At 66.3% G+C, this 13,977-nt stretch carries 11 protein-coding genes; 5 read left to right on the forward strand and 6 right to left on the reverse strand.

Annotation, left to right across the window (positions count from 1 at the left end; genetic code table 11):
- Positions 1-90: 90 nt before the first annotated feature.
- Entirely contained in the window at positions 91-489 is a 399-nt protein-coding gene (locus J3U95_RS21060) for a VOC family protein (RefSeq protein WP_208280611.1), read from the forward strand.
- Positions 490-524: 35 nt separating this feature from the next.
- Here J3U95_RS21060 and budC read toward each other — a convergent pair whose 3' ends face one another.
- From budC to J3U95_RS21085, 5 genes are all read right to left on the reverse strand, one after another.
- The gene (gene budC / locus J3U95_RS21065) at positions 525-1,286 is read right to left on the reverse strand and encodes a meso-2,3-butanediol dehydrogenase (protein ID WP_208280612.1); all 762 of its coding nucleotides are present in this window, start codon (positions 1,284-1,286) and stop codon (positions 525-527) included.
- Positions 1,287-1,444: 158 nt separating this feature from the next.
- Positions 1,445-2,713, reverse strand: a complete 1,269-nt coding sequence (locus tag J3U95_RS21070) for a c-type cytochrome (protein WP_208280613.1) — start codon at positions 2,711-2,713, stop codon at positions 1,445-1,447.
- Complete coding sequence (locus J3U95_RS21075) at positions 2,710-3,429, reverse strand: c-type cytochrome (protein ID WP_208280614.1); 720 nt, start codon at positions 3,427-3,429, stop codon at positions 2,710-2,712. Before J3U95_RS21075 ends, J3U95_RS21070 begins: the two co-directional genes overlap by 4 nt.
- 90 nt (positions 3,430-3,519) lie before the next feature.
- A complete protein-coding gene (locus tag J3U95_RS21080; RefSeq protein ID WP_208280615.1) occupies positions 3,520-4,137 on the reverse strand; it encodes a 3'-5' exonuclease in 618 nt (205 codons plus the stop codon).
- Positions 4,134-4,643 (reverse strand): ProQ/FINO family protein, encoded by a 510-nt coding sequence (locus J3U95_RS21085; protein WP_208280616.1) that lies wholly within the window; start codon positions 4,641-4,643, stop codon positions 4,134-4,136. Before J3U95_RS21085 ends, J3U95_RS21080 begins: the two co-directional genes overlap by 4 nt.
- A 563-nt stretch (positions 4,644-5,206) precedes the next feature.
- Between J3U95_RS21085 and rpoD the strand changes: the two genes are divergently transcribed.
- Positions 5,207-7,939 (forward strand): RNA polymerase sigma factor RpoD, encoded by a 2,733-nt coding sequence (rpoD, locus tag J3U95_RS21090; protein ID WP_208280617.1) that lies wholly within the window; start codon positions 5,207-5,209, stop codon positions 7,937-7,939.
- Between the two features lie 75 nt (positions 7,940-8,014).
- Here the strand turns inward: rpoD and ppc are convergent, their stop codons facing one another.
- Positions 8,015-10,816 carry a phosphoenolpyruvate carboxylase gene (ppc, locus tag J3U95_RS21095; RefSeq protein WP_208280618.1) on the reverse strand — a complete coding sequence of 934 codons (2,802 nt, stop codon included), beginning with the start codon at positions 10,814-10,816 and terminating at the stop codon, positions 8,015-8,017.
- Between the two features lie 149 nt (positions 10,817-10,965).
- Between ppc and hemC the strand changes: the two genes are divergently transcribed.
- The 3 genes from hemC to J3U95_RS21110 are packed head-to-tail and all read left to right on the forward strand — an operon-like array spanning position 10,966 to position 13,965.
- Positions 10,966-11,949: a hydroxymethylbilane synthase gene (hemC, locus tag J3U95_RS21100; RefSeq protein WP_370662096.1), complete on the forward strand. Its 984-nt coding sequence runs from the start codon at positions 10,966-10,968 to the stop codon at positions 11,947-11,949.
- Positions 11,942-12,730, forward strand: a complete 789-nt coding sequence (locus tag J3U95_RS21105) for a uroporphyrinogen-III synthase (protein WP_208280620.1) — start codon at positions 11,942-11,944, stop codon at positions 12,728-12,730. The genes hemC and J3U95_RS21105 overlap by 8 nt, the downstream gene beginning before the upstream one ends.
- Positions 12,730-13,965, forward strand: a complete 1,236-nt coding sequence (locus J3U95_RS21110) for a uroporphyrinogen-III C-methyltransferase (RefSeq protein WP_208280621.1) — start codon at positions 12,730-12,732, stop codon at positions 13,963-13,965. Before J3U95_RS21105 ends, J3U95_RS21110 begins: the two co-directional genes overlap by 1 nt.
- Positions 13,966-13,977 lie beyond the last annotated feature (12 nt).

Raw genomic sequence — 13,977 nt, forward strand, 5'->3', positions numbered from 1 at the left:
TAGTGTCGACGGCGTGTCGATTGCGCGCTCTGTCATTCGTCGTAGGGATGATGCACCGGTTGCCCATTCCACCTTCTTGAAGGAAACACGATGAACAAGCAGATCATCCTCAACTTGCCGGTGAAGGACCTGGACAAGTCCAAGGCCTTCTTTTCCGCGCTCGGCTTCACGTTCAATGCCCGCTTCAGCGGCGAGCACTCGGCATTCATGCACATCGTCGGCGACACCATCCAGGCCATGCTGACGACCGAACCTTTCTTCAGGTCCCTGATCGACAAACCCGTCGCTCAGGCGAAGGAAGCCAATGAGATCGTCATCTGCCTGAGCTGCGAAAGCCGCGACGAAGTCGATGCCCTCATCGGCAAAGCCGTCGCTGCCGGTGGCAGGATTCCGCACCCGCCGGAGGACCATGGCTTCATGTATGACCAGGGCTTCGAGGATATCGACGGCCACTTGTGGAACCTGGTCTGGGTGGCCCCGGAGGCTTGAATCGGTTTGCGCCGGTGGCGCGCCGGATGCCTGGCTTACTGCGGCGGCTGTCCATTGGACGCCATCAGCCCCGCATCCACCGGCAGATTCACACCGGTAATCAGCCGCGCATCCTCGCTTGCCAGGAACGCCATTGCCGCCGCAACGCCTTCCGGATCCTCCGGCGCGCCGAGCGGCATGCGTTCCCTGAACTTGGCGACCAGTTCAGGATCGTTCACCATGTCCTCGGTCATGCCGGTTTTCGTGAAGCTCGGATTGACGGCGTTCACTCGCACCCCATGCTTTCCCATATCCATCGCCATCGCCCGCACCATATTGCTGACGGCGCCTTTCGAGGTGTTATAGGCAAACATATTCCAGTCGCCGCCAAGCCCGGAAACCGAGGAGGTCATGACGATCGCGCCGCGCGCTTTGATCAGCTCGGGCATCGCCGCCTTGGCCATGTGATAGTAGCCGCCGACATTGACCGCCATGACGCGCTCGAAGTCTTCTTCGCTCGTCTGCGTGATGTCGCCCTCGGTCGCCATCCCTGCATTGTTGATGAGGATATGCAGGCCGCCGAAGCGGTCGACGGCCGCCTTGACGGCAGCGGTCGCGGTGTCCTTGTCGGCGGTATCGCCGACCTGCACGAGGACGCGGTCCTGGGGCAGGCTGGAAGCAGCCTTCTTCAGTGTGTCGCCATCGATGTCGAGCATGACGACGCGGGCGCCTTCATCGAGGAAGCGGCGGGCGGTCGCCAGGCCGATGCCGGAAGCAGCACCGGTAACCAGCACGGTTTTTTCGTTGAAACGGGTCATGCTTATCCTTTCGGGCCGGCTCAGGGCGGCGCGACGATGCGCAGGCCGCCAACATGAGCCTGATCGGTTCACGGGAGTTTGGTCACGACGATAGCACGGCCATACTTGCACGGCCGTTCGGTTCTGGCCGGCAAGGGGCGAGCACGTCGCCACCCGTTTCAGTCTCCCGTAATCGCCCGATACCGGTTCACTTCGACCGCGGTCACAGGCGGCGCCGCATTGCCCCAACTGGTACGGATCCAGCTCAGCACCGCCGCCACTTGCGCATCGTCCAGCTCATGGCCGAACGGCGGCATGCCGTAAGGGCGAGGATTGCCTTTGGTCCCGGGCGGGAAGCCGCCATTGACCGTCATGCGGATCGCATTCACGGCCGGCGTCAGGGTCACGGCGCGGTTTCCCGCCAGCGGAGGATAGGCGGGCAGCTTGCCTCGCCCATCGTCGCCATGGCATTGCGCGCAACTGGCCTCGTAGATGCGGCGGCCTTCCGCCAGCACCCGCTCGTCCGCCGGCGGCGCACGATCCGGTCGCTGGGCGGGCGTCGACGGCAGTGATTTCAGATAGCTCGCCATCGCACCCAGGTCGTCCGCCGTCAGGTGCTGCAGGCTGCGCGCCACCACTTCCGCCATCGGCCCGGTGGCCGAGCCGCGCGGCGAGATGCCGGTGCCGAGCAGCGCCACGATGTGGTCCTTGTCCCAGTCACCCAGACCAGCCTCGCCGCTGGACGTCAGCGACGGCGCATACCAGCCCAGCGTGGGAATCAGGCCGCCATCGAGTCCTTCCTTGTTCGCGCCGAACTGGTTGCGCGCGCTGTGGCAGGCGCTGCAATGTCCCAGGCCCTCGACCAGATAGGCGCCGCGATTCCACTCCACGCCGCGCGCCGGCTGTGCTTCAATCACGCCAGGGCGGAAGTACAGCAGGCGCCAGCCGGCCAGCAGCGCCTGGCTGTCGTAGGGGAAGCCCAGTTCGTGCGGCCGGTTCGGCTGGCGCTGCGGCGCCAGGCTGCGGAAGTAGGCGAACAGGGCGTCCGAATCGTAGCGCGTGACCTTCGTGTAGTTCGTGTAGGGGAAGGCCGGGTAGAGCAGGCGGCCATCTTTGGCGATGCCGTTGTGCAGGGCGTTCCAGAAGTCGTCGGCGCTCCAGTCGCCGATGCCGGTTTCAGTATCCGGCGTGAGATTCGGCCCGTAGAAACGCCCGAACGGCGTATCGAGCGGGCGGCCGCCGGCATACGCCACGCCGCCGCGCGCCGTGTGACAGGCGATGCAGTCTCCGGCCCGCGCCAGGTAGGCGCCACGTTCGATATTGGCCGTGTTCAGAGCATAGGCGGCCGGCGAACTCGATGGAATATGTTCGGCGCGCGGCCACGCCAGCGCCACCGCGGCCAGGGCGAGAACGACGATAAGGAGGAGGGCAACCCGCAAGGTCTTCATTGCGCCTCCGGATCGCTGCCGCAGGCCAGCGGCAAGGGCCGTGCGATGGAGTCGGCCGGGTGCGGGTCGAGCGGCATCGGTTGCGCCGCCAGCCAGCCCGAGATGGCCGCCACGTCCTCCAGCGACAGGCGCGCCGTGATGTCGGCCATGCAGTCCGGCGCATGCGCGCGCCGCACCTTGTTGCGCCAGGCGCCGAACTGCGCGTTGACGTAGTCGCGCGGCAGGCCGAGCAGGCCGGGAATGTTGGGCTGCACGCCGGTCAGGCGCGCGCCATGGCAGGCGACGCAGGCCGGGATCTTGCGCGCTGAATCACCATCGACCACGAGCCGGCGCCCGCGTTCGAGCGCCGCGCTTGACAGTCCGGAAGATTGGGGCGGCAGCACGGTCGGCGGCAGGGCCGCGAAGTGCTGGGCGATCTCGCGCAGGTAAGCGTCGGGCAGGTGGTCGACCAGGTAGGTCATCAAGGGATACTGGCGCCGCCCGTCGCGAAAGTTCAGCAACTGGTGATACAGGTAGCCGGCCGGCTTGCCCTGCAATCGCGGATAGAAGCTGTCGTTGACCGGATTGCCGCGCGCATCGACCCGCGCATGGCAGGTGGCGCAGGCCAGCAGGCGCTGGTCGAGCGTATCGGGGACGGTTTGCGGCGCCGCCGTGGCCGCACAGGAGAGTAGACCGAACAGAGAGGCGAGGGACAGGCGTAGGCGACGTGAAATCATGAGCTCCCACCGGCATCGACGATGTGGGAATGATATCGCGAATTTCTGAGACGGAACTCCCTCTTTTAGTGCACAGTCACCCGCGGAGGGTCAGGCCGGCGGATTCGCCTTCCAATGGCGGTAGATCTTCAAGGCCGCATGCGCATCGTCGGCCGCGTACTGCAGCTGCTTGTCCGATAGCCGGGGCAGGGCCCAGTTGGTGGTGGTGATGCGCTTGGACTTTTGCAGGCGCTGGCCGAAGAAGCGCTCGACGGCGCTCTTCGCGCCGAGCGGATTGCGCTCGCCGCGCCGGCGCAGGGCTGTCGACAGGTCGAGCACATTGCGCAGCTCGATGCCGAACTTCGACTTCAGGCGCCGCACGTCGTCGCCCAGACCAAAACCCACTTTCAGCACGCGCTCGTCCTCGAGCACGGGTTTCAGGACGGTGATGGCCAGCGCATTGCCGGCCGGGGTCGCGGTCTGGAACAGCCAGGCCGTTTCCAGGGTCGCGAGCTGCACCAGGTGCGGCCCGGTCGACACTTCGCCCTTGGCGAAGGTCGGCTTGGATTCGGTGTCGAAGCCGATCGCTTCGCTGCCCAGCAGGTCTGCCAGCGCCTCGCGCGCGTCCTGCTCGCTGCGCACCAGGCGCACATTGGCCAGGTCGATGCCGACGTACGCTGGCAGATCTGGCTGCAGGTCGTCCTCGGGGATCTCGGACGCTGCGCTCAATTCTTGGAGAACTTGGACGCGAGCGCCTGCAGTTTTTCCTGGCGCTTGCGGTTGTTTTCTTCTTCTTGCGCGGCTTCGCGTTCGGCCTTCTTGCGTTCGGCTTCCTTCTTGAAGCGCTGCTGCAGCTGCTCCTTGGCGTGCAGGCGGTGCGCCTCGGGCACTTCGGCGCCGGCGGTGCCGTCCAGGTCATGGCGCACTTTGGCCTTTTCCATCGCGCGCAGGTAGCGCATCGAACCGGTGTGGATGCCGAGCGCGGCGCGCATTACCTTCTTGTCCAGGCCGGGCATGCGGGCCAGCAGTTGCTTGTCGATGCCGATCGACAGCGGCAGGCAGTCGCGGAAGGCTGGATACTCCTGCTGGAGTTGCTTGAGCAGTGCGCGTGCCGACAGGCCTTGCGCCGGCGCGGCGCTTGGCGCCGGTGCGGCCGGCGCTGCTGCTTGCGGCTGCTGCGCCTCCGGAGTGGTGGCGTTGGTGTCGACGGACTCTGCAGGGGTAGTGGTATTCATTGACTTCATGGTAAGAACAAGATTGCGAAGGATAGCACGGCGCTCGGGCGCGCATTGTACTAGTTCCAATTATAAATGTTGGGAAACTTATAGCAGGGGGAAGCGCTGGCGCATGAAATCGTGTATCATCCGCCTCTTGCCTTGAGTCCGGCTTGCGCCGGCGCAGACCTTCCCGGAAGCTTGTCAGGAGGGCATGTCAGGGCTGCGCTATGTGAATTGTGTATATCCCTTATCGGATCTATCAATTATCACCAAAACTTGCATTGGGGCATAATATGCCCCTTCCCCTATTCTTCTAGAAAAATAGATGCAAGCCCGTGTTAGCGGGCTTTTTTTCGTTCCGACATGCACAGCACGATTTTGAACATCGACCATCGCCTATCTGTCCGCAGCCCAGAATCGAGTTGGCGCGCGCAAAAACCGGTAAGTCGTGCTTGAAACCTGGCATGTCCGCCCCTAGGTAGGGCCACTTCCGTTCCCCCTTTCCCAGGACCCGTACGCGGGTCCCGCTGGATTATTGACTTCGCAGGCGCGCAACTCGCCTCGACTGGAGAGTTTTAAGTATGAAAAACACCGCCAAGACATTGACACTGACAGCGAAAAAAGCGCCGGCCAAGGCTTCGGCGCCGCTGGCAGTGCCGAAAACCGCGACCTCCTACTTCCTCGAAACGGAAGCGGCGGCCAAGGTGACGGTGGTCAAGACCCGTTCGCGCCTGGCCACGCTGAAGGCCCAGGCCGACGCCATCCTGGCCGCCGGCGGCCCGGTGGTGGACGAGCCGGTCGCTGCGCCAGTCGTGGAAGAGGCGCCTGCTGCTGTTGCAGCGCCTGTCGTGGCCCCGATCGCCGCCGCGGTCGAAGAAGTGGTGGCCGAAGCCGCCGCCCCGGCGGCCGACGAATCTGCTCCTGACTCTGCCGCTGCCGACGTGGACGCCGGCATCGACCTGGCCGCCGAATACATGCAGGCGCAGGCCAAGCCAGCCGTGGCGCCGGTCATCGTGCGCAAGCGCGGCAAGCTGGCTGCCCTGAAGGCGGCCGAGCCGGAAGCTCCGGCCGCCGCGCCGGTGGCGGCCCCGGTCGCCCAGACCGCCGCCGAGGAAGCGCCGAAAGTCGTGCGCGCCCGCGCCGTGCGCCGCGTCGAAGCGGTGGCCAGCGCCCCCGTGAGCGCCGTCGGCGCCGTCAGCAAGACCACCGACGCCGCCGCGCTGGCTGCGATCGACACCTCGGGCTACCTGCTGCCGCAGGTGAAAGTCCCGGGCCGCCGTGGCCGCAAGCCAAGCGAATTCGTGCCGGAGAACGACGAAGTCGCGGCGCTGAACGCCGTCGAGCGCGCCGAACTGAAAGCCGCCTCGAAGGCGCGCGAGCGCAAGGCCAAGGGCCTCGGCATGCTGAACGAAGCCGGTTTCTCGGAAGCCGAACTCGAAAAGCGCCGCCAGCAGCTGAAGAACCTGATCAATATGGGCAAGGAGCGCGGCTACCTGACCCATGCCGAGATCAACGACCACCTGCCGGAAAACATCATCGATCCGGAAGCGATCGAAGGCATCATCGCGACCTTCAACGACATGGGTATCGCTGTCTACGAGCGCGCCCCTGAAGCCGAAATGATGCTGCTGTCGGACCAGGCCGTGACCCCGACCAGCGAAGACGAAGTCGAGGCCGCCGCCGCGACCGCGCTGTCGACCGTCGACTCCGACTTCGGCCGCACCACCGACCCGGTCCGCATGTATATGCGTGAAATGGGCGCGGTGTCGCTGCTGACCCGCGAAGGCGAGATCGAGATCGCCAAGCGCATTGAGCAGGGCCTCAAGGACATGGTGCAGGCCATCTCGGCATGCCCGACCACGATCTCGGAAATCATCGCGCTGTCGCACAAGATCGCCAGCGACGAGCTGAAGATCGACGACGTGGTGGATGGCTTCGTCGACTTGGAAGACACCCCGGCGCCGGCCGCCTCGGTGGCCCACGCGGCCGCTGTCGCGGAAGAGGACGACGAGGAAGAAGAAGAAGTCGAGGACGAAGAAGAAGAGGGCGAAGGCGGCAATGCCGGCGGCGCCGCGGCCGGCTACTCGGCCGAGCAACTGGCCCAGCTGCGCAAGGGCGCGCTGGAGAAGTTCACGCTGATCGAGCAGCAGTTCGACCTGATGGGCCACGCCTTCAAGAACGAAGGCTACGGTTCGCCGGCCTACGAAGAGGCGCAGGCCGTGATCTCGTACGAGCTGCTGGGCATCCGCTTCACCGCCAAGGTCGTGGAAAAGCTGTGCGACACCCTGCGTGGCCAGATGGACGAAGTGCGTTCGATCGAGCGCGCCGTGCTGGACATCTGCGTGAACCGCTGCGGCATGCCGCGCGCCCACTTCATCAAGGTCTTCCCGGGCAACGAGACCGACCTGCAATGGGGCGACCGCGAAGTCGACTGCGCCTATCCGTACAGCGCGGTGCTGAGCCGGAATCTGCCGGCCATTAAAGAGCTGCAGCAGCGCATGATCGACCTGCAGGCGCGCGTGGCGCTGCCTCTGGCCGACCTGCGCAAGATCAACAAGCAGATGGCGGCCGGCGAGAAGCGCGCCCGTCAGGCCAAGCGCGAAATGACGGTGGCCAACCTGCGCCTGGTGATCTCGATCGCGAAGAAATACATCAACCGCGGCCTGCAATTCCTGGACCTGATCCAGGAAGGCAATATCGGCCTGCTCAAGGCGGTCGACAAGTTCGAATACCGTCGCGGCTATAAATTCTCGACCTATGCGACCTGGTGGATCCGCCAGGCGATCACGCGCTCGATCGCCGACATGGCGCGCACGATCCGCGTGCCGGTGCACATGATCGAGACGATCAACAAGATGAACCGCATCTCGCGCCAGATCATGCAGGAAACCGGCAGCGAGCCGGATCTGCCGACCCTGGCCGCCAAGATGGAGATGCCGGAGAATAAGGTTCGCGAGATCATGAAGATCGCAAAGGAACCGATTTCGATGGAAACCCCGATGGGCGAGGACGGCGATTCGCAGCTGGGCGACTTCATCGAAGACAACGCGACCCTGGCCCCGCTGGACGCCGCGCTGCATGCCTCGATGCGCAACGTGATCAAGGAAGTGCTGGACTCGCTGACCCCGCGCGAAGCGAAGGTGCTGCGCATGCGCTACGGCGTCGAGATGTCGAACGACCACACGCTGGAAGAAGTGGGCAAGCAGTTCGACGTGACCCGCGAGCGTATCCGCCAGATCGAAGCCAAGGCGATGAGCAAGCTGCGCCAGCCTTCGCGTTCGGACAAGCTCAAGACCTTCCTGCACAACCAGTAATTCATTGGTGGTGTGGATGTAAAAAAGCCGCCCGGTTTGCGCCGGGCGGCTTTTGTTTTTTGGGACGTTACGCGTTCAACCGGTGTTGCGCAAACCGGCCGCAACCCCATTGATCGACAAATGAATCCCCCGATGCACGCGCGGATCGGCATTGTCGGCCAGCTTGCGGCGGCGATGAATCAGCTCCACCTGCAAGTGGTTCAGCGGATCGAGATAGGCGAAGCGGTTCTGGATCGAGCGGGCAAGGAGCGGGTTCCCGGCCAGCCGTTCGCTGGCGCCGGTGATCGCTTCCAGGGTGCGGATCGTCTCGCCATGCTCGGCCGAGATGCGGCGGAAGATGCGTTCGCGCAGGCCGGCGTCGCTCACCAGGCCGGCATAGCGCGAGGCGATCGCCAGGTCGGTCTTGGCCAGCACCATGTCCATGTTCGACAGCAGGGTGGCGAAGAACGGCCAGTCGCGGTACATCGCGCGCAGCTCTTCCAGCTTCGCGTCGTGGTCTCCTTCACCCAGCCAGCTCGTCACGCTCGACGCGAACCCGAACCAGCCCGGCAGCAGCAGGCGGCACTGGCCCCACGAGAAGCCCCAGGGGATCGCGCGCAGGTCTTCGATGCGGCGGGTCGACTTGCGCGAGGCGGGACGCGAACCGAGGTTCAGTTCCGCGATCTCGGCGATCGGCGTGCCTTCGAAGAAGTAGTCGGTGAAGCCCGGCGTCTCGTACACGAGGTTGCGGTAGGCCTTGTAGGCGCGGTTCGACAGCTCGGCCATCACCGACTCGAAACGCTGCAGGCGCTCGGCGTCGACGCCGTTTGCGTCATGCGGCGTCAAGCTCGCTTCCAGCGTCGCCGCCACCAGCAGCTCCAGGTTACGCCGACCGATCTCGGGGTTCGAGAACTTCGAGGCGATGATCTCGCCCTGTTCGGTCAGGCGGATCTGGCCGTTGACGGTGCCGGGTGGCTGGGCGCGGATCGCGTCGTAGCTCGGGCCGCCGCCGCGGCCGACGGTGCCGCCGCGGCCGTGGAACAGGCGCAGCTTCACCTGGCGCTGCTTGAACACCTCGACCAGTTTGAGTTCGGCCTGGTACAGCTCCCAGTTCGAGGTCAGGAAGCCGCCGTCCTTGTTCGAGTCGGAGTAGCCGAGCATGACTTCCTGCAGCCGGCCCTGTTTCTCGATGATGCCGGCCACCAGCGGAATCGCCATCCACTCGTCCATGATGCCGGCGGCGCGCTGGAGGTCGGGAATGGTTTCGAACAGCGGGATCACCATCACGTCGCTCGAGCCCGTGCTGGCCCGCATCAGGCCCGTCTCTTTCTGCAGCAGCAGCACTTCGAGCAGGTCGGACACGGTCTCGGTATGCGAGATGATGTAGTTGCGGATCGCGCGCGGGCCGTAGCGCAGGCGGATGTCGCGCGCGCAGCGCAGGATCGCCAGCTCGGAATTGGTCTCGTCGCCATAGCTTTCGTAGGGCGAGAACAGGGGGCGCGATTGCGCCAGCTCGCGCAGGATCAGCGCGCGCTTGTCTTCTTCGCTCAACGCAGCATAGTCGGCTTCGACGCCGGCGCGCGCGAACAGCTCGGCCAGCACGCGCTCGTGGATGTCCGAGCTCTGGCGCATGTCGAGCGAGGCCAGATGGAATCCGAAGATGCGCGCGGCGCGCAGCAGGCCCGCCAGGCGCGGCTGGATCAGCATGGCGCCGTGGTTCTGGCGCAGCGAGTCGGCCAGCACCTCGAGGTCGGCCGCGAACAGTTCCGGGTCGAGATAAGGCGCGGCGTGGCCGACTTCCTTGCGCAGGATGTGGCCCACGCCCAGCTCGCGCGCGGTGGCGGCCAGGCGCGCATAAATGCCGATCAGGGCGCGGCGGTAGGGTTCGTCGCTGCGGTGCGGCGAGGCGTCGGGCGAGGCGTCCGCCAGCTGTTCCAGCGCCGGCGAGACCTTGACCAGCAGGGTGGAAGCCGACAGCTCTGCGCCCAGCGCGTGCACTTCGTCGAGGTAGAAGTCGAGGATGGTGGTCGACTGGCGCGTCAGCGCGTGGCGCATGGTGTCTGCGTTGACGTTCGGGTTGCCGTCGCGGTCGCCGCCGATCCAGCTGCCCATCTGCAGGAACGAAGCGTGGGCGGCGGCAGCCGATCCATCGCCGCCATACTGTTCGGCGACTTCCAGTTCGATGTCGTCGTACAGGGCCGGGACTTCGCGCAGGAAGGTGATGCGGTAGTAGGACAGGGCGTTCTCGATCTCGTCGGCCACGGTCAGCTTGGAGTAGCGCAGCATGCGCGTCTGCCACAGGGTGGCGATGCGGGCGTGCAGCAGCTGCTCGTTGCGGCGGCGTTCCTTCGGCGTCTGCGGCGCGTCGCGCTCGGCCAGCAGGCGCGCGATGTCGTGCTCGGCGTCGAGGATGCTCTTGCGCTGGACTTCGGTCGGGTGGGCGGTCAGCACCGGCGAGATCAGGGCGTTGCGGAAGAATTCATCGACCGTCTCGCGCTTGATGCCGGCATCAAACAGCTTGCCCAGCGCGTAGCCGATGCTACCCGAACGCGGCGCCGAACCGCCCAGCAGGTGCGCGCGGCGGCGGCGGTTGTGGTGCTGGTCTTCGGCGATATTGGCCAGGTGCGAGAAGTAGGAGAAGGCGCGGACCACCGAAATCGTCTGGTCGCGGGTGAGCTTGTGCAGCAGGGTGGCCAGCTCTTCGCCGGCGTCCGGATCGTCGTCGCGGCGGAAACGCACCGCGGTCTGGCGGATGGTTTCGACGATGTCGAACACCGCGTCGCCTTCCTGGTCGCGCAGCACGTCGCCCAGCAGGCGGCCGAGCAGGCGGATGTCTTCCTTGAGCGGGGCGTCCTTGTCGGCGCCGGCTTGTACTACGGGTGCAGCAGGATTGTCCATATCGACCACAAGTAATAGATTGTGCGATGGCGGTTGGCCACGATCTGCAAGATGCCCCATGATAAAATTTATGATCTTATGCAGGGAACGGCTACTGGCATCGTCCGGGTCGGCCCAATGACAGTGAAAGAACTCGAGTGTTAAACGCTATACAGCAGGTTTCCAACGCGGCGCCCCAGGCGCCAGCCAGATTGATTATCGCATCCCGCGAGAGCCGCCTCGCCATGTGGCAGGCGGAGCACGTGCGCGACCGGCTCGCCGCATTATATCCAGAATGTAGCGTCGAAATTCTCGGAATGACAACACGCGGCGACCAGATCCTCGACCGTACCCTGTCCAAGGTCGGCGGCAAGGGCCTGTTCGTCAAGGAACTCGAGGTGGCGATGGCCGAAGGCCGCGCCGACCTGGCCGTGCATTCGCTCAAGGACGTGCCGATGGAGCTGCCGGAGGGCTTCGAGCTGGCTGCCGTGCTCGAGCGCGAAGACCCGCGCGACGCCTTCGTGTCGAACGACTACGCCAGCCTGGATGAGCTGCCGGCCGGTGCCGTGGTCGGCACCAGCAGCCTGCGCCGCCAGTCGCTGATCGCGGCGCGCTACCCGCACCTCGTGATCCAGCCGCTGCGCGGCAATCTCGACACCCGCCTGGGTAAACTCGACCGCGGCGACTACGCGGCCATCATCCTGGCCGCCGCCGGCCTCAAGCGCCTGGGACTGCCGCAGCGCATCAAGGCCCTGCTCGAGCCCGAGCTGAGCCTGCCGGCGGCCGGCCAGGGGGCGATGGCGATCGAGATCCTGAGCGGGCAGCGCAGCGACGGCGTCGACCTGCGCGCCGTGCTGGCGCCGCTGAACCACGTCGAAACCGCCCAGGCGGTGCTGGCCGAGCGCAAGGTGTCGCGCATCTTCGGCGGCAGCTGCCAGATTCCGCTGGCGGCCTATGCCACCGTGCAGGACGGCCAGATGCGCCTGCGCGCGATGGTCGCGACCCCGGACGGCAAGCGCAGCGCGCACGCCGAGGTGGCGGGCGCCGCCGAGCAGCCGGAATACCTGGGCGAGCAGGTGTCCGAGCTGCTGGCGCAGCAGGACGCCAGCGCGATCCTGTCCGCCTGCCGCGTCGATGCGGCCGAGGATGCCTGAGCTGGACCCGGCGCCGAGCGAGCGCGTGGTCGTGGTCACCCGGCCGCGCGCCCAGGCCGACGGCCTGGCGCAGGCGGTGAGCGCGATCGGCCGCACGGTCGAGGTCTTGCCGCTGCTTCAGATCGCCCCGATCGACGATCCGGCGCCGCTGCGCGCGGCGCTGGCCGCCCTGCATGACTACGCGCTGGCGGTCTTCGTTTCGCCGAACGCGGTCGATGCCGCGTTCGCCCACCTCGATGCCTGGCCGGTGGCCGTGCCGCTGGCGGTAGTGGGCGAGGGCAGCCGCGCCGCGCTGGCGCGCCATGGGGTCGCAGCGCCCGGCCATACGATTCATAGTCCGCCCGACCCGGCCCACAGCGATTCGGAACACCTGCTCCAGAGCCTGGACCTGGCCCTGTTTGCCGGCCGGCGCGTGCTGATCGTGCGCGGCGACGGCGGGCGCGAGCTGCTGGCCGACGCCCTGCGCGCGGCCGGCGCCACGGTCGAGGCAGTAGCGGCCTACCGCCGCAGCACCCCTGTATTGACACCCGGGCTGGCCGCACGATTGCGCGCCTTGCTGGCGCAGCCAAACGACTGGATAATCACGAGCTCGGAAGCCCTGCGTGGCCTGGCCGGCCTGGTGGGGGCGCTGGAACCCGGGTTCCAGGCACGTTTCGAGCAACAGCACCTGATCGTGCCCCATGCGCGGATCGCCGAGACGGCGCATGCCCTGGGCCTGCGCCACGTGACCCTGACGGGATCCGGAGATGCCCGTCTACTAGCAGCGTTACAATCACAATAATGAACGAATTGCCGAACAATCCAGATCAGCCGCAGGCCAATGTGCCCGCACCGAGTCTCCACAAGCCCGAGGGCGTCCAGGGCGGCGCGCCGTCGGGCGCGGCCGCGGGCGGCGTTCCTCCGGGCGGCATGCCTCCGGCCGGTGGCGCGCCTGTCGCATCTCGCATGGGCGAGCCGGGCGGCCCCGCTTTGTTCGACCGCCTGGCGCGCCCGCTGCCGCTGGCGGTGATCGCGCTGGCCGTGCTGCTGGCGCTGCAGACGTATTCGTCGCACAACCGCATCAACGCGCTGCGCCAGGACATGGCGCGCAGCCTCCAGAAGGGCAATGCGGTCAATGCCGAGACGGCGGCGCTGGCGCGCGACGTGGCGGACCAGTCGAAGGAGCTCCAGATCAAGGTCGGCGTGCTCGAAAGCCGCCAGAGCGAGGCCCAGAGCCAGCAGGTGGCGCTCGAGCAGCTCTATAAAGACCTGTCGCAGAACCGCGACGAGTGGGCGCTGACCGAGATCGAGCAGGTGCTGTCGACCGCCAGCCAGCAGCTGCAACTGGCCGGCAACGTGCAGGGCGCCCTGATCGCGCTGCAGAACGCCGACCGCGCGGTGTCGCGCTCCGACACCCCGCAATTCCTCACCATCCGGCGCGCCATCGCGGGCGACATCGAGAAGCTCAAGGCCTTGCCGGCGGTGGACCTGGCCGGCGTCGCCGTGCGCCTCGACCACGTGATCGGGCAGGTCGATTCGCTGCCGATGCTGTCCAATGAAAAACCGCTGCTGCCGATGGCGCCGGTGCGCACCGGCCGCAAGGGCGAGGCTGCGGCCGCGCCGGCGCCGGCCAGCGTTCCGGCGCAGCCGCTGGGCGTGGGCCAGCGCATGCTCGACACCTGGAGCCTGTGGAGCCAGGAGATGTGGGACGACGTGCGCCAGCTGATCCGGGTGCGCAGCGTCGAGTCGCCCGAGGCGCTGATGCTGTCGCCGAGCGAATCGTTCTTCGTGCGCGAGAACCTCAAGCTGCGCCTCTTGAACGCGCGGCTGGCGCTGTTGTCGCGCAACGAGGCGACCTTCCGCGACGATCTGGCCACGGCCCAGGCCATGCTGGTCAAGTATTTCGACACGCGCGCGCGCGTGACGCAATCGAGCCAGGCCGCGCTGCGCCAGGTCCAGGCCAACAACCTGACGATCGAGATGCCGACGCTGGCCGACAGCCTGAACGCCGTGCGCAACTACAAAGCGAAACAATAAAAGTGAAGCAAT

The sequence above is a fragment of the Massilia oculi genome (assembly GCF_017582745.1).
GTDB lineage: Bacteria > Pseudomonadota > Gammaproteobacteria > Burkholderiales > Burkholderiaceae_D > Telluria > Telluria oculi_A.